General features: G+C 73.1%; 20 protein-coding genes. 8 read left to right on the top strand and 12 right to left on the bottom strand.

Features of this window, described 5'->3' with window-relative positions; genetic code table 11:
• Positions 1-147: 147 nt before the first annotated feature.
• Positions 148-453 (top strand): WhiB family transcriptional regulator, encoded by a 306-nt coding sequence (locus SGUI_RS15610; RefSeq protein ID WP_066641791.1) that lies wholly within the window; start codon positions 148-150, stop codon positions 451-453.
• A gap of 96 nt (positions 454-549) precedes the next feature.
• Here SGUI_RS15610 and groL read toward each other — a convergent pair whose 3' ends face one another.
• The 3 genes from groL to SGUI_RS15595 all read right to left on the bottom strand — a co-directional run bounded on the left by groL (position 550) and on the right by SGUI_RS15595 (position 4,069).
• Entirely contained in the window at positions 550-2,154 is a 1,605-nt protein-coding gene (gene groL / locus SGUI_RS15605) for a chaperonin GroEL (RefSeq protein ID WP_066641787.1), read from the bottom strand.
• A 128-nt stretch (positions 2,155-2,282) separates the two neighbouring features.
• Positions 2,283-2,576 carry a co-chaperone GroES gene (groES, locus tag SGUI_RS15600; protein WP_066641786.1) on the bottom strand — a complete coding sequence of 98 codons (294 nt, stop codon included), beginning with the start codon at positions 2,574-2,576 and terminating at the stop codon, positions 2,283-2,285.
• 227 nt (positions 2,577-2,803) lie between these two features.
• Entirely contained in the window at positions 2,804-4,069 is a 1,266-nt protein-coding gene (locus SGUI_RS15595) for a phospholipase D-like domain-containing protein (protein ID WP_066641785.1), read from the bottom strand.
• Positions 4,070-4,102: 33 nt separating this feature from the next.
• On the opposite strand from SGUI_RS15595, the gene SGUI_RS15590 reads away from it, so the two are divergent.
• Positions 4,103-5,338: a class I SAM-dependent methyltransferase gene (locus SGUI_RS15590; protein WP_066641784.1), complete on the top strand. Its 1,236-nt coding sequence runs from the start codon at positions 4,103-4,105 to the stop codon at positions 5,336-5,338.
• 13 nt (positions 5,339-5,351) lie between these two features.
• Here the strand turns inward: SGUI_RS15590 and SGUI_RS15585 are convergent, their stop codons facing one another.
• The 5 genes from SGUI_RS15585 to tsaB all read right to left on the bottom strand — a co-directional run bounded on the left by SGUI_RS15585 (position 5,352) and on the right by tsaB (position 9,603).
• Positions 5,352-6,002, bottom strand: a complete 651-nt coding sequence (locus tag SGUI_RS15585) for a potassium channel family protein (RefSeq protein ID WP_066641783.1) — start codon at positions 6,000-6,002, stop codon at positions 5,352-5,354.
• A 37-nt stretch (positions 6,003-6,039) separates the two neighbouring features.
• Positions 6,040-7,371, bottom strand: coding sequence for a TrkH family potassium uptake protein (locus SGUI_RS15580; RefSeq protein ID WP_066641782.1), 1,332 nt, complete (start codon positions 7,369-7,371; stop codon positions 6,040-6,042).
• Between the two features lie 66 nt (positions 7,372-7,437).
• Entirely contained in the window at positions 7,438-8,481 is a 1,044-nt protein-coding gene (tsaD, locus tag SGUI_RS15575) for a tRNA (adenosine(37)-N6)-threonylcarbamoyltransferase complex transferase subunit TsaD (RefSeq protein ID WP_066641781.1), read from the bottom strand.
• Positions 8,474-8,938, bottom strand: a complete 465-nt coding sequence (rimI, locus tag SGUI_RS15570; protein ID WP_083190739.1) for a ribosomal protein S18-alanine N-acetyltransferase — start codon at positions 8,936-8,938, stop codon at positions 8,474-8,476. The genes tsaD and rimI overlap by 8 nt, the downstream gene beginning before the upstream one ends.
• Positions 8,935-9,603, bottom strand: coding sequence for a tRNA (adenosine(37)-N6)-threonylcarbamoyltransferase complex dimerization subunit type 1 TsaB (gene tsaB / locus SGUI_RS15565; protein WP_202816587.1), 669 nt, complete (start codon positions 9,601-9,603; stop codon positions 8,935-8,937). The genes rimI and tsaB overlap by 4 nt, the downstream gene beginning before the upstream one ends.
• A 59-nt stretch (positions 9,604-9,662) precedes the next feature.
• On the opposite strand from tsaB, the gene sodN reads away from it, so the two are divergent.
• The gene (gene sodN, locus SGUI_RS15560) at positions 9,663-10,064 is read left to right on the top strand and encodes a superoxide dismutase, Ni (protein ID WP_066641777.1); all 402 of its coding nucleotides are present in this window, start codon (positions 9,663-9,665) and stop codon (positions 10,062-10,064) included.
• A 62-nt stretch (positions 10,065-10,126) separates the two neighbouring features.
• Here the strand turns inward: sodN and SGUI_RS15555 are convergent, their stop codons facing one another.
• Both SGUI_RS15555 and SGUI_RS15550 read right to left on the bottom strand, forming a co-directional pair.
• On the bottom strand, positions 10,127-11,350 hold the full coding sequence (locus SGUI_RS15555) for an HD-GYP domain-containing protein (RefSeq protein WP_157621876.1): 1,224 nt from the start codon (positions 11,348-11,350) through the stop codon (positions 10,127-10,129).
• 25 nt (positions 11,351-11,375) lie between these two features.
• Positions 11,376-12,740 (bottom strand): HD-GYP domain-containing protein, encoded by a 1,365-nt coding sequence (locus tag SGUI_RS15550; RefSeq protein WP_066641775.1) that lies wholly within the window; start codon positions 12,738-12,740, stop codon positions 11,376-11,378.
• 378 nt (positions 12,741-13,118) lie between these two features.
• Between SGUI_RS15550 and SGUI_RS18440 the strand changes: the two genes are divergently transcribed.
• Entirely contained in the window at positions 13,119-13,193 is a 75-nt protein-coding gene (locus SGUI_RS18440) for a 50S ribosomal protein bL37 (RefSeq protein WP_373288732.1), read from the top strand.
• A gap of 92 nt (positions 13,194-13,285) precedes the next feature.
• Here SGUI_RS18440 and rsrA read toward each other — a convergent pair whose 3' ends face one another.
• Both rsrA and SGUI_RS15540 read right to left on the bottom strand, forming a co-directional pair.
• On the bottom strand, positions 13,286-13,585 hold the full coding sequence (gene rsrA, locus SGUI_RS15545) for a mycothiol system anti-sigma-R factor (RefSeq protein ID WP_066641773.1): 300 nt from the start codon (positions 13,583-13,585) through the stop codon (positions 13,286-13,288).
• Positions 13,585-14,244, bottom strand: a complete 660-nt coding sequence (locus SGUI_RS15540; protein WP_066643538.1) for a sigma-70 family RNA polymerase sigma factor — start codon at positions 14,242-14,244, stop codon at positions 13,585-13,587. The genes rsrA and SGUI_RS15540 overlap by 1 nt, the downstream gene beginning before the upstream one ends.
• Positions 14,245-14,429: 185 nt before the next feature.
• Here SGUI_RS15540 and SGUI_RS15535 point away from each other — a divergent pair, with 185 nt between their 5' ends.
• Genes SGUI_RS15535 through SGUI_RS15520 form a run of 4 tightly spaced genes read left to right on the top strand, consistent with a single transcriptional unit; the run spans position 14,430 to position 19,233 of the window.
• The gene (locus SGUI_RS15535; RefSeq protein ID WP_066641771.1) at positions 14,430-15,674 is read left to right on the top strand and encodes a pyridoxal phosphate-dependent aminotransferase; all 1,245 of its coding nucleotides are present in this window, start codon (positions 14,430-14,432) and stop codon (positions 15,672-15,674) included.
• A gap of 13 nt (positions 15,675-15,687) precedes the next feature.
• Positions 15,688-16,563: an SOS response-associated peptidase gene (locus SGUI_RS15530; RefSeq protein ID WP_066641766.1), complete on the top strand. Its 876-nt coding sequence runs from the start codon at positions 15,688-15,690 to the stop codon at positions 16,561-16,563.
• A 19-nt stretch (positions 16,564-16,582) separates the two neighbouring features.
• The gene (locus SGUI_RS15525) at positions 16,583-17,794 is read left to right on the top strand and encodes a glycosyltransferase (protein ID WP_191090923.1); all 1,212 of its coding nucleotides are present in this window, start codon (positions 16,583-16,585) and stop codon (positions 17,792-17,794) included.
• Positions 17,791-19,233: a glycosyltransferase family 39 protein gene (locus SGUI_RS15520; RefSeq protein WP_066641763.1), complete on the top strand. Its 1,443-nt coding sequence runs from the start codon at positions 17,791-17,793 to the stop codon at positions 19,231-19,233. The genes SGUI_RS15525 and SGUI_RS15520 overlap by 4 nt, the downstream gene beginning before the upstream one ends.
• The last annotated feature ends 4 nt before the right edge of the window (positions 19,234-19,237 follow it).

The raw sequence follows: 19,237 nt of genomic DNA, 5'->3' as shown, positions 1-19,237 counted from the left end.
ACCCGGCGCTATGCCAGAGGGGTTCGATCACTTAGAGTAATAAGACGACGAGGAACTCGTCATGCTCGGAACCTTCCTGCTGACTGCCCCGGATGGGGGACGAGGCGTGAGGCGGGGACCGGGTCAGCCCCCCGAGAGGAGGATCCCGTGGCCGAGATCGCTCATCAGCCCGGTCCTGTGGCGGACCTGTGGGAGTGGCAGTTCGAGGGAGCCTGCCGCACGACGAGTCCGGAGGTCTTCTTCCACCCGGAGGGCGAGCGCGGACCGGCCCGCCGCCGCCGGGACGAACGCGCCAAGCAGGTCTGCGGCGGCTGCCCCGTCCTGGAGCAGTGCCGCACCCACGCCCTCACGGTGCGCGAGCCCTACGGCGTCTGGGGCGGGATGACCGAGGAGGAGCGCGCCGAGCACTACGAGCAGGTCGACGCGGCCCGGCCGCACCAGAAGACGCGCTGACCGGACCCGTCCGCCCCACGCACAGACACACGCACGAGGCCCCGCCCGGATGATCCGGGCGGGGCCTCGTCGTCGTGACCGGCTGCGGTCGCGACCTCAGTGCGCGTGGCCGTGACCGGCCTCGTCCTCCTCCTCGGGCTTGTCCACCACCAGGGTGTCGGTGGTGAGCACCATGGAGGCGATCGAGGCGGCGTTGCGCAGCGCGGAGCGGGTGACCTTCACCGGGTCGATGACCCCGGCGGCGAAGAGGTCGCCGTACTCCCCGGTGGCCGCGTTGAGTCCCTGCCCAGGGGACATCTCGCCGACCTTGGTGGTGGCGACGTAGCCCTGCAGGCCGGCGTTCTCGGCGATCCACCGCAGCGGCTCGGCCGCGGACTTGCGGACGATGGCCGCACCGACCGCCTCGTCGGCGGTCAGGCCCAGCTCGTCCGCGGCGGGGGCGGCGTGCACCAGGGCCGAGCCGCCACCGGCGACGATGCCCTCCTCGATGGCCGCGCGGGTCGCCGAGACGGCGTCCTCGATGCGGTGCTTCTTCTCCTTGAGCTCCACCTCGGTGTGCGCGCCGACCTTGATGACGCAGACGCCGCCGGCGAGCTTGGCGATGCGCTCCTGCAGCTTCTCCCGGTCCCAGTCGGAGTCGGTCGCGGCCGCCTCCGCCTGGAGCTGGGCGACGCGGTCGCTCACCGCCTGGGCGTCGCCGCTGCCCTCGACGATCGTCGTGGTGTCCTTGGTGGCCACGACCCGGCGGGCGGTGCCGAGCACCTCCAGGCCGACCGAGTCCAGGGACAGTCCGACCTCCTCGGCGACGACCTGGCCGCCGGTGAGGATGGCCATGTCCTGCAGCATCGCCTTGCGGCGGTCACCGAAGCCGGGCGCCTTGACGGCGACGGCGTTGAAGGTGCCGCGCACCTTGTTGACCACGAGGGTCGACAGTGCCTCGGCCTCGACGTCCTCGGCGATGATCATGAGCGGCTTGCTCTCGCCGACGACCTTCTCCAGCAGCGGCAGCAGGTCGGAGACCTTGGAGATCTTGCCCTGCACGAGCAGGACGTAGGCGTCCTCCAGGACGGCCTCCATCCGCTCGCTGTCGGTGACGAAGTAGGGCGAGAGGTAGCCCTTGTCGAACTGCATGCCCTCGGTGAACTCGAGCTCCATCGCGGTGGTGGAGGACTCCTCCACCGTGATGACGCCGTCCTTGCCCACCTTGTCGAAGGCGTCGGCGATGAGCTCGCCGATCTGCGGGTCCTGGGCGGACAGCCCGGCCACCTGGGCGATCTCGTCGCGGCCCTCGAGCTCGCGGGCGGTCTCCAGCAGGCGGTCGTTGATGGCGGACACGGCCGCGTCGATGCCGCGCTTGAGGCCGGACGGCGCCGCTCCGGCGGCGACGTTGCGCAGGCCCTCCTTGACCATGGCCTGGGCCAGCACGGTCGCGGTGGTCGTGCCGTCACCGGCGATGTCGTTGGTCTTGGTCGCGACCTCCTTGGCCAGCTGGGCCCCGAGGTTCTCGTAGGGGTCCTCCAGCTCGACCTCGCGGGCGATGGTCACGCCGTCGTTGGTGATGGTCGGCGCGCCCCACTTCTTGTCGAGGACGACGTTGCGGCCCTTGGGGCCCAGCGTCACCTTGACGGCGTTGGCCAGGGCGTCGACGCCCCGCTCCAGCGCCTTGCGGGCGTCGTCGTTGAACTGCAGCTGCTTCGCCATGGGCGAGCGCTCCTTTCAGGTATGCGGTGCGAGGGGACCGGCAGCCCGCACGCCCGCGCCCCGGTCACCGGGATCGGCGGCCGGGGCGTGGCGTGCGGGTCGAGTCGGCCGCAGGGAGTTCGGCCGGGTCAGCCGACGACCGCGAGCACGTCGCGGGCCGACAGGATGAGGAACTCCTCGCCGGAGTACTTCACCTCGGTGCCGCCGTACTTGCTGTAGATGACGCGGTCGCCGACGGCGACGTCCATGGGGACGCGGTTGCCGTTGTCGTCGACGCGGCCGGGGCCGACCGCCAGGACTTCGCCCTCCTGGGGCTTCTCCTTGGCGGTGTCCGGGATGACGAGACCAGAGGCCGTCGTCTGCTCGGCCTCGACGGCCTTGACGACGATGCGGTCCTCGAGCGGCTTGATGGAAACCGACACGGTTACCTTCCTTCTCTCCTTCAGGTGTCCGGCGCGGCGCGCCGGCCAGGTGGTCGCTGCTGGGTCGTGCTCACTCCACCGCGATGGCCCACCGCCGTCGCGGGGGTCGGTCGGCGCTCGCGGCTGGCACTGACGTGCCGAGAGTGCTAGGACGAATCTAGGCACGCGGTTAGCACTCGGTCAAACCGAGTGCCAGTACCGTCAGGGGGCTCCGCTCCCCACCGGCCTCAGAGCATCACCTGCAGCGGCTGCAGGACGCGCTCCACCAGCCGGGTCCCCCGGCCGCGTCGCTCCCACTCCTCCAGCGTGAGCTCGTGGCATTGCTCGAGGTCGGCGCGGAAGATGTTCTCCATGTGGGCGGCCTGCTGCTCGTCCACGATCTCGAGGTTGATCTCGTAGTTGCCCTGCATCGACAGCCGGTCGATGTTGGCCGTGCCGATCGTGGCCCACTGGCCGTCCACCGTCATGGTCTTCGCGTGCACCATGACGTCGTGGTAGAGGTGCAGCCGCACCCCGCCCTCGAGCAGCGTCGCGTAGTAGGACTGCGCCACGATGTCGGCGAGCACGTGGTTGGAGGCCTGCGGCATCACCACCCGCACGTCCACGCCGCGCGAGGCTGCGGTGAGCAGCCCGTGCAGGATCTCCCGGTCCGGGATGAAGTAGCCCTGCGTGATCCAGATCCGGTGGACGGCGCGGTCGATCGCCTCGAGGTAGAGCGCGCGCACCGGGTAGACCACGCGGCTCGGCTCGTTGCGGGCGGCCCGGATGTTGGCGTTCCACTCCATCGTCCCGCTGTCCGGGAGCTGCGGGCGCCGCTTGCCCTTGTGCCGGTTCCAGAAGTCGGTGAAGGCGTTGGTCAGCTCCCAGACGCTGTCCCCCTCGACCCGGACGTGCGTGTCCCGCCAGCTGGTGGCATACAGCGAGCCGATGTTGTAACCCCCGACGAAGCCGACCCGGCCGTCGACCACGAGGATCTTGCGGTGGTCCCGGCCAGAGGCCCGGATGTCGATGATCGGCAGCGCGGTGCGCAGGACGGGGAAGCGCAGCATGTGCACGCCGTCCGGGAAGTCGAGGAACTCGCGCGGCACGACGAGGTTGGCGAAGCCGTCGAAGACGAGGCAGACCAGGACGCCCCGGTCCGCGGCCCGCACCACGGCGTCCTTGAACGCCCGGCCGACGTCGTCGCCCTTCCAGATGTAGGAGGCGAGGTAGACGAAGTCCTCCGCCTCGTCGATGGCGGCGATCATGTCGTCGTAGAGGTACTGGCCGTAGGTGTAGGTGGTGACCCTGGCCCCGCGCACGGTCGCGGACACGGGGTCGCGCTCCGGGGCGTCGCGCTCGACGTGGTCGCGGCGCTTGCGCAGCGCGTCGGCGGCGACCACGCCCGCGGCCAGGGTCAGCTGCCCGGCGAGCCCCGCCGCGGCCGTCCCCAGGGCCAGCCGACGGCCACGGCGGAGCAGTCGGCTGACCTTGCGGCTGAAGACGCGGGGCATGGGCACAATCTACGCGGCGGTCACACTGGGGTCATGACCGCCGACCCTGCCGTGGCCCTCATGGACCGCCTGCGCGACGGGCCCGGGGCGCAGCTGCTGTCCGGCCTCCCGCCCTACGAGGAGTCGGGGGCGCTCGCGCTGATGAGCCGGCTGCGCGCGCAGGGCCATGACGCCGACCTCGTGTCCGCCGCCCTCACCCAGGCGCGGCTGCGGGCGCGCGCGAGACCGCGGCTCGGTGCCCTCGCGGACGAGCTCCTGCTGACCCAGGACGGCCTCGAGCAGGCCACCCGGCCGGCGGTCGCCGCGCGACGGGCCCGGATGGTGGCGGGCACCGGGGTCGAGCACGTCCTGGACCTGGGCTGCGGGCTGGGGCTGGACGCGCGCGCCCTCGCGGAGGCCGGTCTCGCGGTGACCGCGGTCGACTCGGACCCGGTCGTCGCCGCCGCCGCGCGGGCCAACCTCGCGCCCTTCGACCGGGCCCGGGTCGTGGTCGCCGACGCCGCGGACGTCACGGTCGGGCCCGGCGACGCGGCCTTCCTCGACCCGGCCCGCCGCACCCCCGGCCGGGCGGACGTCGCGGGCCGGACGCGACGCGTCCACCGCCTCGCCGACCTCTCACCGCCGTTCGGGACCGTGCTCGACGTCGCGGCACGGGCGCGCGCCACGGTGGCCAAGCTCTCACCGGTCTTCCCCCGCGCGCAGATCCCCGCCGACGTCTGCGCCGAGTGGGTCGGTCTCGACGGCGACGTGCTCGAGTGCGCGCTGTGGTGGGGGCTCGACAGCACCGGACGCCACGCCGTCGTCGGGCACGACGCGGGGCCGGAGGTGACCTGGCACGAGCTCGGCGAGCTCCCGCACGACGAGCCGCTCACCCGGGCCGACGAGCTCGGACCCTGGCTCGCCGAGCCGGACCGGACCGTGCTGGCAGCCGGGCTGACCGGCTCGGTGGCCGCCCTGGTGCGGGGACGGGAGGTGTCAGCGGGGGCCGGCTACGTCACGGCGCCGGCGCCGGTCGACCTGCCCTTCGCCCGGTGGTATGCCGTCCGCGAGGTGCTCCCGCTGCAGGCCCGGACCGTGCGCGCGTGGTTGCGGGAGCGACCCCACGGGGCGGTGACGATCAAGAAGCGCGGGGTCCAGGTGGACCCGGACGCCTTCCGGACCGAGCTGCGCCTGCCGCGGAAGGCCCGCGGCGGCGTCGAGGCGGTCCTGGTCCTCACGACCGTGGCCGGTGCACCGACGGTCCTCATGGTGGACCGGCACGACCCCTGAGGGACGGGTCCGGTCAGGCCCGGGAGGCGCGCGGGAGCGCCACGAAGCGCTCCACGTCCCCCACGCGTCCGGAGACCACCAGCTCGTCCCCCTCCTCGACGACCGTCTCGGGGACGGCATACGTGAAGGGTGCGCCCGGCGGCTTGATCCCGACGACGGTGATGGTGTGCCGCGTCCGCACCCCCGAGTCGGCCAGGCTCCGGTCCCAGGTCTCCACCGGGGCGCTGCACCGGGCGATCGCGAACTCGTCGTCGAACTCCAGGTAGTCGGCCACACCGTCGGTCACCATGTGCGCCACCCGCTGGCCCATGACGTACTCGGGGTAGATGACGTGGTCGGCGCCGATGCTGGCCAGGATCTTGCCGTGCTTGCGGGTGATGGCCTTGGCGTAGATCCGGTCGACGCCCGCCTCGTGCAGGGTGATGACGCTGAGCACGCTGGCCTCGATGTCGGAACCGATGGCGACGACGGCCCGGTCCACGCTGCCGACGCCGAGCTGGCGCATCGCCTCCCCGTCGGTCGCGTCGGCGACGACGGTGTGCGTGAGCTCGTCGGCATACTTCTGCACCCGGCGCTCGTCGGTGTCGATCGCCAGCACGTCGACCCCCTGGCGCACCAGGGACTCGCAGACGGCGGTGCCGAACCGTCCGAGACCGACGACCATGACGGTCGGGACCCCACCCTCGGGGTCGCGCTTCTTCCTAGCCAACAACGGGTCTCTCCTCCGGGAGTCGGTAGTGCCGGTGACGGGTGTTGAGGGCCAGCGCCGCGGCCACCGTGATGGGGCCGACGCGACCGAGGAACATGAGGAGCATGAGCAGCAGCTGGGCGTCCCACGGGAGCGAGGCCGTGAGGCCGGTCGAGAGCCCGACCGTGGCGAAGGCGGAGACCGTCTCGAAGAGCAGGTCGGTGGGTCGCATCCCCTCGGTGCGGCTCATGAGGTAGATCGCGGAGACGACGACCAGGCCCACGGCGAGCAGCGCCACGGACAGGGCCTGGCGCTGGGTCGCGCTGGAGATCCGGCGACGCCCGATGACGACGTCCGGCTCGCCCCGGACCTCGGACCAGATGACGAAGGCCAGGATGAGGAAGGTGGTGATCTTCACCCCGCCGGCCGTGCCCGCCGAGCCGCCGCCGATGAACATCAGCACGATCGTCACCGCCAGCGTCTCGTCGCTCGCCATGCCGTAGTCGATGCTGTTGAAGCCGGCGGTGCGGGGGAAGAGCCCCCCGCCCAGCGCCCCCACGAACTGGCCCCACGGGTCCAGCCCGGTCAGCGTGCCGCCGCCCCGGGTCTCGAACCACCAGAAGAGGCCGGTGCCGAGGACGATGAGCACCGCGGTGCCCCACAGCGTGAGCCGGGTATGCACGCTCCACCGCTCGCGCGGCACCCGCCGGAGCAGCTCGCGCAGCACCGGGAAGCCCAGTCCCCCGACGACCAGGGCGAAGCAGATCGGTCCGATGACGAAGATGTCGCCGACGAAGCCCGTCGCGCTGTCCGGGTACAGGGCGAAGCCGGCGTTGTTGACCGCCGAGATCGCGTGGAAGACGCCGTGCCAGAGGGCGCGGCCGGGGGCATACCCGTAGCCCCAGTGGAAGCGCGCCGCGAGCACCAGCGCGACGACGATCTCCAGCACCACGAGGATGCGCAGCGTGGAGAAGATGGCCGCGCGGACCTCGCCCAGCCGCTGCGAGTGCGAGTCGGCCTGCGCCGCGAGGCTGGAGCGCAGGCCCAGCTTGCCGCGCACCGCCATCGCCAGGAGCGTCGCCAGGGTCATGACGCCGAACCCGCCGATCTGGATGAGGGCGAGGATGACGACCTGGCCGAAGGGGGTCCAGTAGGTCCCGGTGTCCACGGTGATGAGCCCGGTCACGCAGGTGGCGGACACCGTGGTGAAGGCGGCGACCAGCGCGTCCGCGGGCGCGGCGGCCGCGCGCGAGACCGGCAGCAGGAGGAGGGTGGTGCCGACCACGACGAGCCCGAGGAAGCCCAGGGTGACCGAGCGGGCCGGATGGGCCCAGAAGACACGCACGAGGACTTATGGTGCGCCTCTGCTGCCACCCCCGGCAAGTCGGGCCCCCGGGTCTCGCCGCGTCCCTCAGCTGCTCACCTGCTCCACCGGCTGGGAGGAGTCCGCGGGCAGGTCCAGCCGGGAGGCCTGGCGGCCCCGGACGAGCATCTGGGCGCCGAGCGCGGCGACCATCGCGCCGTTGTCGGTGCACAGTCCCGGGCGGGGCACCCGCAACCGGATCCCGGCGGCGTCGCACCGCTCCTGGGCGAGGGAACGCAGCCGGCTGTTGGCGGCCACCCCTCCCCCGATGAGCAGGTCCTCGACCCCGTGCTCGGAGCAGGCGAGGACCGCCTTGCGGGTGAGCACGTCGACCACCGCCTCCTGGAAGCTGGCGGCGACGTCGGCGACCGGCACGGGTTCTCCGGCGTCCTCCCGGGCCTGGACCCACCGAGCCACGGCGGTCTTGAGGCCGGAGAAGGAGTAGTCGAAGCGGTGCCGCTGCAGGTCGCGGCCCGAGGTGAGACCGCGGGGGAAGTCGATGGCCACCTGGTCGCCCTCACGGGCCACCCGGTCGATGTGCGGCCCGCCGGGGAACGGGAGGCCGAGGACCCGCGCGACCTTGTCGAAGGCCTCCCCCGCCGCGTCGTCGATCGTCGCGCCGAGCGAGCGGATGTCGTGGGTGACGTCGGGCACGAGGAGCAGGTTGGAGTGTCCACCGCTCACGAGCAGCCCCATCGTCGGCTCCGGGAGCGGACCGTGCTCCACCACGTCGACGGCCACATGGGCCGCCAGGTGGTTGACGCCGAAGAGCGGCACCCCCAGCCCGAGCGCCAGCGCCTTGGCCGAGGCGACCCCGACGAGGAGTGCCCCCGCCAGCCCCGGCCCGGCGGTCACCGAGACGGCGTCGACGTCCTGCAGCCGGACCCCGGCCTCGCGGCAGGCCCGCTCGATCGTCGGGACCATCGCCTCGAGGTGGGCGCGGCTCGCGACCTCGGGGACGACGCCGCCGAACCGGGCGTGCTGGTCCACGCTGCTCGCGATCGCGTCGAAGAGCAGGGTCTGGCCGCGGACCAGCCCCACACCGGTCTCGTCGCAGCTGGTCTCGATGCCCAGCACCAGGGGTTCAGACATCGGCGGACAGCTCCTTGCGCAGGACGAGGGCGTCCTCGCCGGACGGGTAGTAGCGGGGGCGCGATCGCACCAGGGAGTAGCCGCGGGCCGCGTAGAGCCCGCGGGCCGGCTCGTTGCCGCTGCGGACCTCGAGCATCATGCTCGCGGCGCCGCCGGCCAGGGCCCGGCGGTGCAGGTCCTCCAGCAGCAGGCCCCCGATCCCCCGGCCCCGCGCATGCGGGTCCACGGCGAGCGTCATGACGTCGGCGACGTCCCCCGCGAGGTCCAGCCCGGCATACCCCAGCAGCTCCTCGGACCCGGGCTCGCGCATCACCACGTAGGAGCGCCGGGGGCGTTGCGCGAGCTCGCCCCACAGGCTCGCCTCGGTCCACGGGTCGTCCGGGAAGGCCGCCCGTTCCAGGCCGGCCATCAAGGGGATGTCCCGCCAGGTGGCGGGACGCGGCGCGGCGGGGCTCACCGGCTCGGCTCGACCGCGTCGGGGCGGCGCAGGTAGAGCGGCTCGGGCGGCAGCAGCGCCGTCGAGGCGTCCGGGTGGTCGCCGCGACGCAGCCGCACGGCCAGCTCGGCCAGGGCCCCCGGGCGGGCGTCGGTGACCCCGGGGAGCGGTGGACCGGTGAGGGCCTCCGGGTAGAGCGCCGCACCCCGCCCGGCGACGGGCAGGGTGCGCACCGGCTCGGGCAGGTCGGCGGCCCGCGCCACCCCGGGTCCGTCCAGGCGACGCGCGGTGTGCGCCCCGACCTCGTAGCGTGCCCAGTACACCTCCCGGCGTCGTGCGTCCGTGGCGACGAGCAGCTCCCCCTCGTGGACGCTCACGCCCTGGTGGGCCACCGCGTCCAGCGAGCAGATCCCCTGGGGCGGTAGGAGCCCCCGGCTGTGGGCGAGGGTCAGGGCCGTGACGACCCCGACGCGCAGGCCGGTGAACGGCCCCGGTCCGACCCCGCACACCACTGCGCTCAGCGCCGAGACCGGGACGCCCGCCTGGTCCAGCGCACCCCGGATCGCCGGTGCGAGCAGCTCGCCGTGCCGCCTCGCGTCCTCGTGGACGACCTCCGCCAGCACCCGCTCACCGTCGTGCACGGCGGCACCGACGGTCCCGGTGGCGGTGTCGATCGCGAGCAGCACCCGGTCAGGCTAACGTGAGGGGTGTTGGAGCCCCTCCCGACCACTGCAAAGGATGACTGATGTTCACCAGGTTCTTCGCCCCCACGATCGAGGTCAGCGCGCACTGCGACCTGCCCTGCGGCGTCTACGACCCCGCCCAGGCCCGGATCGAGGCCGAGTCGGTCAAGAAGATCTGCGAGAAGGTCGCGGACAACGACGACGCCGACTTCCGTATGCGCGCCATGATCATCAAGGAGCAGCGCTCGGAGCTGGTCAAGCACCACCTGTGGGTGCTGTGGACCGACTACTTCAAGCCGCCGCACTTCGAGCAGTTCCCGGAGCTGCACGTGCTGGTCAACGAGGCCACCAAGCTGGCCGGCGCCTCGGGCACCAAGGGCAGCTTCGACGTCGCGACGGCCGACGAGCTGCTGGGCAAGATCGACCGCATCGCGGAGATCTTCGCCGAGACCAAGAAGGGCTGAGCCCAGCCGCACCGCACGAGGAGCCGCCCCCGACGCCACGGCGTCGGGGGCGGCTCCTCGCGTCAGTCCCGCAGGGTCGCCGCCTGGGCGGCCGACAGCGCCCCGCGACGCTCCAGCTGGCGGATGAGGGCCGCCACGACGACCGGGTCGTACTCGTGCGGCGTCGTGCGCAGGATGCGCTCCAGCGCGTGCACCGGACCCGCGGCCCCCGCGAGCCGCGTCGCGCGGCCGGTGAGGTCGTCGTAGGCGGAGGCCACCCGGACGACGCGGGAGGTGAGGGAGACGTCGCCCCGCTCGACCGCCCGGTGCTGCGCCAGCCCGACGTCGGCGACGAGCGTGGAGAGCCGGGAGAGCTCGGCGGTGCGGGCGAGGATGGAGGACCCGGTGGCGGCGATCTGCCTCTGGTCCCGACCGGAGACCTCGACCGTCGCGCCGTCGGGGACGGGGCGGTCCAGGCCGACCTGGCCGATGTCGTGCAGGAGGGCGGCCGCCTCGACGTCCGCGAGGTCGGACGGCTCGACACCGAGGTCCCGGGCGATGGGTACCGCGAGCGCGGCCACGCGGGCACCGTGCCCGGCCGCGGCGAAGCCGGCCTCCTCGGGGAGGCGGGCCAGGGCGAAGACCGTCTGCCGCTGGGCCTGCCGGATGCGGCGCTGGCGGGCCACGGCCGGCTGCAGCACGAGCAGCGGCACCTGGAAGAGCACCAGGCTCGCCGCGCCGAGCTCGGTCAGCGCCAGCGACATCACCACGGCGGTCGAGGCCGCGGCGAGCGACACCGGGGCCTGCCGGCCCAGCTCGGCCAGCAGCGTCGCCCACGGCCACGCGTGCCGGCGCAGCGCCGCCTGCACCCCCCGGGCGACGATCGGCGCGGCAGCGGCCAGCACCGCCGCCGCGAGCAGGGTCAGGGCGAAGAGTGCCGTGTCGCCCTCGGGGTGCTCGATGCGCTCGAGCAGGGTGGTGCCGTTCGGTCCGGGGACGCGCACGAGCAGCCCGGCGACCACCACCGAGGTGGCCAGTCGGAGCAGGCCCTGGGGGACGGCCCGGACCCGGCGGTACCAGAGGGCGACGAGCAGGACCGCGCCGGCGGCCAGCAGCAGGGGCCCGAACAGACCCCGGAGGTCCCCCAGCCCACCGGCCACCGGCCAGGCCGTGGACATGGCCAGGGCCATGGCACAGGCCTGGGTCAGCGGGCTCTCGCGCACGGGCACCGGCGAGGCCTGGCGCCACGCCTCGCTGAGGACCAGGGCCACGAACCCGACCAGCGCCAGGGGCCACGTCAGCGGCACGGCCGCCACCTCCTCTGCGCCGGCCTCACGCCTGGCCCACGTTCTCCGGCTGCCAGTCCGCGAAGAGGTCGCTCACTCCCGGGTGGTCGTGGTCGGGCAGGCCTCCACGGTCCTGGCACGGTGCCGGTCGGCTCGCCTGTCCTGCGCCCAGCCCGCCCGGACGCGCGAGCGCGGCGTGCAGCGCGGACACGACGGTCGGGTCGAGGTGGGTCCCGGCGCGTCGGCCCAGCTCCTCGGCCACCGCGAGCGGGTCGACGCGCGAGCCCTGCTGGGGGGCCATCAGCGCGTCGAAGGCGTCCGCCACGGCGATGATCCGTGCCGCCAGGGGGATCTGCTCGCCCTGCAGGCCCGCGGGATATCCCCTGCCGTCCCAGCGCTCGTGGTGGTGCGCGATGGCCGGGAGGGACTCCTCGAGGAAGTCCAGCCCGGCCAGGACGTTGAGGCCGGCCGAGGGGTGGGCGCTGAGCGCGGTGAGGTAGGCGATCTCGTCGTCCGGGTCGTGCGGGAACTCGGAGCGGACCACCATCATCCCGATGTCGTGCAGCAGCGCGGCGTAGCGCAGCTCCTCGGCGGCCTCGCCGGAGAGCCCGAGCTGCGCGCCGAGCGCGTCCGCCACGTCCGCCACCCGGGCGCTGTGGCCCACGGACGCGGGGTCGGCCTGCTCCAGCGCCGCGACGAAGGTCGTGACCGTCTCCTGGTGCTCCCGCCGCGCCAGGGCGTCGCGGCCGATCGTCCAGTGCGCCACGAGCAGCGGTCCGAGCACGAAGACCGCGGAGGCCGGGCCGAGGCCGACCGGTCCCCAGAGCACGACGAAGAGGAAGGCCGTCACCGCGTGCGCCAGGTATCCCCACCCCAGGCTGCTGAGGACCGACCGGGCCACGGTGAGGACCCGCGTGCCCCGGACGAGGAAGGACATCGCCCCGATGCACAGCGCGTTGACCAGCGCCATGACCACGTAGGCCACGGCCAGCGGGACGCCGACCCGGAGCAGCAGCTCCCGCGGCGTGAAGTCGACGTTCTGGACGAAGCTGCCGCCCAGCAGGGCGTAGCAGGTGCCGCCGACCGCTCCGACGGCCGCGGTCATGGTCACGTTGAACAGCCTCGTCCGCAGCGTGCGCGCCCCGGGGTCCGCGAGATAGGCCAGACCTCCGACCAGAGCGGCACCGTAGGCACCCCCCAGCGGGATGGTGGCCGCCAGCACGACCGTCGCGATGGAGACTCCCCAGTGCGGGCCCAGCCCGCGCTCGCGGATGACGACGCCCAGCGTCGCCAGGACGAGCAGGATGATCAGGCTCTCGGTCTTCACCGGGTTGTCCGGGGCGATCCACCGCTCCGAGGACCAGGCGGTGACGACCGCGGCGAGCGCCAGCCCCGCGACGAGAAGCCACACGCGGACGCGCGAAGGGCGCGGATCGGCTCGATCCGCGCCCTTCATCGTCGGCCTGTTCGCCGTCAGTCCTCCCAGGACACGATGTCGATGAAGCCGAAGAACGCCTCCAGGGCGCCCGAGCTGAAGATGTCGGCGATGAGGTGCAGCACGATGATGTCCTTCCGTTGGGTGCTCCGAGGCAGGGTGGAGCAAGGAACCGGTCGACCAACCGGGCTATGTACAAGGGTGCCACAAACGACTGTGAGAGCGTGCTCGCAATCCTCAAGATGGGACGAATCTTGGACAGATCTTTACCTTGGAGGTGACGGAGGTCACGCTTCTTGTCCACGGCTCCGGCTATGGGAGACTGGACGGGAACAGTCGACGTCAGGAGGACCCATGAGCAAGCGTGCACGCAAGCGCCGCGACCGCAAGAAAAAGGCGGCCAACCACGGCCGCAAGCCCAACGCCTGATCCGCGGACAGGCACGGACGAGGGCCGACCCGGACATGACGTCCGGGTCAGCCCTCGTTCGTGTCAGGCGGGCACGGCCCGCATGACGGGCCTCAGCCCTCGGTCCTGCGCACCACGGTCACGCTGGTGCTCGTGATCCGGGTGAGGATCTGGGCGCGCAGCGCCTCAGGTGCCGACTGCCGCACGCAGGCGCGGCGCACCAGCGCCTTGAGCAGCAGCTCGCGGTCGTACTCGGCCAGGCAGGACCCGCACTCGTCGAGGTGCTCGCGGATCCGCTCCCGGTCGACCGGGCCGGTCTCGTTGTCGACGAACTCGAAGAGCCGGAGCAGCACTCCCGCGCAGTCCGTGCTGCCGGAGGAGTCGGTGGAGGTGTCCCTGGGGCGCTCGCTCATCACGACCCCTCCCCTTCCCGGACGATCCCTCGCTCGACGGCGTAGTCGGTGAGCAGCTCACGCAGCTGCTTGCGACCCCGGTGCAGCCGCGACATCACCGTCCCGATCGGGGTGTCCATGATCTCCGCGATCTCCTTGTAGGCGAAGCCCTCCACGTCGGCGAGGTAGACCGCCATCCGGAAGTCCTCGCCGATGCTGGCCAGGGCTCGCGTCACGTCGCTGTCCGGCAGGTGGTCCAGCGCCTCGGCCTCCGCGGACCGCAGGCCGGTCGAGGAGTGCGAGGCGGCCCGCGCGAGCTGGTAGTCCTCGACGTCGGAGGAGTCCGACTCCAGCGGCTGACGCTGCTTCTTGCGGTAGCTGTTGATGTAGGAGTTGGTGAGGATGCGGTACATCCAGGCACGCAGGTTGGTCCCCGGGCGGTACTGGTGGAACGCCGCGAAGGCCTTGGCGTAGGTCTCCTGCACCAGGTCCTCGGCGTCCGTCGGGTTGCGGGTCGTCCGGAGGGCGGCGCTGTACATCTGGTCGAGCAGGGGCATGGCCTCCCGCTCGAAGCGCGCGGCGCGGTCCGCCGGATCCTCGGTGGCGACGTCGACGTTGGCGTCGGCCTCGGCCTGCTCCTCGGCGTCGACCTGGTCGACCGCCGGCTGATCGGTAGTCATCACCTGCCAGCCTAGCCCGTGGGTCTGACCGACGGCGAAGGCGCCGACACCCTCCCCGGGGGCGACGATGGTCGTGAGCACGCTGGATCCTCCTTCGACGATCTCGGACGGTGCGGTGAACGCGCAGGACCACGGCGGGCATTCCCACGTCGTCGCCCGTGCCGCGCGGATGGGAGCATGTCACGGTGACCTCGACCCCGCGCACCGCCCGGCTCCGCCCGCTCACCCAGCCGGCCAAGCTCCAGAACGTCCTCTACGAGATCCGGGGCCCGGTGGCCGCCCGGGCCGCGGCGCTGGAGGCGGAGGGGCACCGCATCCTCAAGCTCAACATCGGCAACCCTGCGCCCTTCGGCTTCGAGGCCCCCGACATCATCCTGCAGGACATGATCGCGGCGCTGCCCACGGCACAGGGCTACTCCGAGTCCAAGGGCATCCTGTCCGCCCGCCGCGCGGTGGTCTCGCGCTACCAGGACGAGCCCGGCTTCCCCGACCTCGACGTGGACCGGGTCTACCTCGGCAACGGCGTCTCCGAGCTCATCATGATGACGCTCAACGCGCTGCTGGACCCCGGCGACGAAGTCCTCGTCCCGGCCCCGGACTACCCGTTGTGGACGGCGGCGACCAGCCTGGCGGGGGGCATACCCCGGCACTACCTCTGCGACGAGGAGGACGGCTGGAACCCCCAGGTCGAGGACATCCGGGCCAAGATCACACCCCGGACCAAGGCCCTCGTCATCATCAACCCCAACAACCCCACGGGCGCCGTCTACTCGCGCGAGGTGCTGGAGCAGATCGTCGAGCTCGCCCGGGAGCACTCGCTGCTCCTGCTCGCGGACGAGATCTACGACCGGATCGTCTACGACGACGCCCGCCACGTGTCCGTGGCCGCGCTGGCGCCGGACCTGCTGTGCCTCACCTTCAACGGTCTCTCCAAGACCTACCGGGTCGCCGGCTACCGCGCGGGGTGGGTGGCGATCACCGGACCGACCTCGCACGCCCGCGGCTTCCTCGAGGGCGTCGAGCTGCTGGCCTCCACCCGCCTGTGCCCCAACGTCCCCGCGCAGCACGCGATCCAGGTGGCGGTCTCGGGCCACCAGAGCATCGAGGAGCTCATCCGCCCCGGCGGGCGGCTGGCCGAGCAGCGGGACATCGCCGTCTCGATGCTCGACTCCATGGACGGGGTGAGCTGCGTGCGGCCGCGGGGCGCGCTCTACGTCTTCCCCCGGCTCGACCCGGAGGTCCACGAGATCCACGACGACGTCCAGCTCTGCCTGGACCTGCTCGAGAGCGAGAAGATCCTCGTGGTCCACGGGACCGGCTTCAACTGGCCGACCCCCGACCACCTCCGCGTGGTCACGCTGCCCTGGGGCAGCGACCTGCAGGCCGCGCTGGAGCGCATGGGCAACTTCCTGGCGGGCTACCGGCAATGAGCGGGGCACGCTGATGTGCGGCAGGTATGCCGCGAGCGCCCACCCGGACGAGCTCGTCGAGGCCTACGACATCGACCTCGACGCGACCGGCGAGGTGTCGCGCAGCGTGCTCAAGAGCCCGCAGCAGCCGCCCCCGGGCGAGCCGGACTTCAACATGGCCCCCAGCAAGCAGGCGCCCGTCGTGCTGACCCGCAGGCCGCGGGGCGGCTCCGGTGAGGACGAGCAGGTCGAGAACTCCGGCCAGGGAGCGGCGACGGCTCCTGTCCGGCAGCTGCGACTGCTCACCTGGGGGCTGGTCCCCTCCTGGGCCAAGGACCCCTCGATCGGCTCGCGCAGGATCAACGCCCGGCAGGAGACGCTGCTGGACAAGCCCGCCTTCTCCCGGCCGGCACTGCGACGTCGATGCCTCGTGCCGATCAGCGGGTGGTACGAGTGGCAGGTCAGCCCGGTCGCCACCGACGCCAGGGGCAAGCCGCGCAAGCAACCCTTCTACGTCACCCGGGCCGACGACGTGCCGCTGGCCCTCGCCGGTGTCTACGAGTTCTGGCGGGACCCCACCACGAGCGAGGACGACCCGCTCGGGTGGGTCGTGTCGTATGCCGTCGTGACCACCAGCGCGGAGCCCGGCCTGGACCGCATCCACGACCGACAGCCGCTCGCGCTGGAGCCGGCGCAGTGGGAGGACTGGTTGGACCCCGGACTGACCGAGGCGGGCGAGGTGAGATCCATCATCGACGCGGCGCACGTCCCCGGTCGGTTCCAGGCCTGGCCCGTCGGCCGCTCGGTCGGCAGCTCCCGGAGCTCGGGCCCGCAGCTCCTCGAGCCGGTCCCGACCGAGGAGCTGGTGGGTGTGGTCGACCCCGTCACCGGAGAGGTGCTCGGCGGGTGAGCCCGCGGTGAAGGTCGTGGTGGCTGCCATCGGCAGCCGGGGTGACGTGCTGCCCTTCACCCACCTCGCGGGGCGCTTCGCCGACGCCGGTCACGAGGTCACCCTCGTCACGCACGCGACGCTGGTCGGCGCCGGGCACCCCGGGCTGAGGGTGGCGGACGTGTCGAGCGACCCCGAGGAGCTGCTCGCCGGGCCGGCCGCCCGAGCCGTACGTCGTGGGAGCCCGCGGCAGCTCAGCCGCAACCGGCAGCTGTTCGCCGACTTCATCGACTCCGCCCGCCAGCCCTCGCTCGAGGCCCTGGACCGGGCGGACGTCCTGGTGGCGTCCACCTTCGCCATCGCCGCGGTCCACGAGGCCCTGGACCGGTCCGTGCCGGTGGTGCGGGCCCACATGTGGCCGGAGCACGCGGACCTGCGGGGGGTCATGCCCCTGCTGCCGTACTCGTGGTGGTTGCCGGCACCGGCCCGGGTCCTCGCCCGACGTGCCCTGCGTAGGGTGGAGCCCTACCTGGGCGGTGTCGACGGGGGGTGGCGGCGCGGGCGGCTGCACCTCGTCGCGCGACACCCGGTGAGCCTGACGACCTCCACGCTCGGCTCGCTCTACGCCTACAGCCCCGAGCTCGTCGCCGACGAGCCGACGGACGGCACGGTGACCGGGTGGTGGACGGGGAGCGGGCCCGACCGTCCGCTGACCCCGCGGGTGGCTCAGGCGCTGGACCACGGCGGGGACTGGATCTACGTCGGCTTTGGGTCGATGCACCAGCGCGACCCGGGCGCCCTGCTGCGCCGGGTGGACGCGGTGTGCGCCCGGCTCGGCGTGCGGGCGGTCGTGCAGGTGCCGGGTGCCCCGGCGGTGGACCTGCCGCACCTTTTGGCCGTCACGGACGAGCCGCACGACGAGCTGTTCCGCCGGGTGCACGCGGTCGTGCACCACGGCGGGGCGGGGACGACCGGGGCGGCGGTCCGGGCGGGTGCCCCGTCGGTCGTCGTCCCACACTTCGCCGACCAGTTCTACTGGGGCAGCCGTCTGCACCTGCTGGGGGTGGCACCCCGCCCGGTCCCCCGGGCCCTGGCGACGACCGGGGCGCTGGCGCGGGCGGTCGAGGCCGCCCTGGACGCACCCGTCCGCCGGCAGGCCCGCGAGCTGGCGGCGCGTGTACGCGGCCAGGACGGGTGCGGGGTCGCCGTCCGGCAGGTCGAGGAGTGGCTGGCCCACGCGGAGAGCAGGTGAGGCCCGCCCTCCCCGCGGCCTCCGACCCCGGCCCGCTGTGGGTCGCCGCGCCCCCGATGGCCCTCGTCGCGCTGGTGCTGCTCCTCGTCGCCCCGCGCTATGGGCCGCACTGGGACGAGCTCTACTTCGGCATGCTGCCTCCCCGGTGGTGGTACGTCGACCAGCCGCCGCTGACGGTGTGGCTCACCTGGATGCTGGGCCGGGTGAGCGACGACCTGTGGGTGCAGCGCCTGCCGGGGGTCGTGGCGGCCGTCGCCGGCGCTTTTGTGGCGACCCTGTTCCCGCGAGCCCTCGGTGCCCCGACGTCGGTGCAGCGGCTGGCCGGGTGGGCGCACGCGTTCACCGTCTACCCGCTCATCATGGGCCACCTGTTCACCACCGCGACGCTGGACCTGCTGGCCTGGCAGGTGGTGGTCCTCCTCGTCCTCCGGGCCTGCCTGGGTCACCCGCACGCTCTCCTGTGGGCCGGCACGGTCGCGGGTCTGGCCTGCTGGAACAAGCTGCTGGTCGTCGTCCTCGCGGCGGCCCTGCTCGTCGGCCTGCTGCTGACCCGGCCTTCCCTGCTGCGGACCCGGGACGCCCTGCTGGGCTCGTCGGTCTTCGTCCTCCTCGGCGCGCCCCAGGTGCTCCTGCAGCTCGTCCACGGGCTGCCGATGGCCGAGGTGTCCGGCGGCCTCGTGGACGAGCAGGGCGACCTCGTGCGGCTCGTGCTGCTGCCGGCGCTGGCGCTGTTCGCCGGGCCACCGCTGCTACGCGTCTGGCTGAGCGGGTTCCTCACGCCCTGGAGACGCCCCGACCGCCCCGCCCGCTTCCTGCTGCCGACCTTCGTGCTCGTCCTCCTGTGGACCTTCGCCAACCCCTCGCAGCCGTACTACCCGGTGGGCGTCTTGCTGCCGGCCCTCGCGGTGGGGTGGGCCACCCCGGCGGTGGCGGAGCGGTGGAGCCGCGCGAGGAGCCGGACGGTCGTCGCCGCGAACGGCGTGGTGGCGTGCCTGCTCTGCCTGCCGGTCCTGCCGCCCACCGAGACGTGGGTGTCCGCCGTGTCCCGGCTCAACCCGACCATCCGCGACCAGGTCGGCTGGCCCGGCTACGCTCAGCAGATCAGCGACCTGCGCCGACCCGGCGAGGCCGTCGTCACCGACACCTACGCCCTGGCCGGCGCCGTGCACCGCTACGGGAGCTCGGCCGACCGGGCCGCGGTGCACTCGGGGCACAACGCGCTCTGGGACCTGGGGCCGCCCGAGGGGGACGAGGTCCTGCTGGTCGGCGAGGACGCCGTCGCCCGACGGGGGGACTTCGGCCGCTGCGGGGCGGCGACGGAGCTCGACACCGGCCCGGTGGTGCATCCCCGGCTCGAGCACGTGCCCGTCCTGCACTGCGTGGACCCGGTCGCCGACTGGGCGACGCTGTGGCCACGGTTCCGCCGCCTGGGCGGATGACCGG

It is taken from the genome of Serinicoccus hydrothermalis, from assembly GCF_001685415.1.
GTDB lineage: Bacteria > Actinomycetota > Actinomycetes > Actinomycetales > Dermatophilaceae > Ornithinicoccus > Ornithinicoccus hydrothermalis.
The sequence above is the reverse complement of the archived record's forward strand: the minus strand, read 5'-3'. Positions and strand labels throughout refer to the sequence as shown.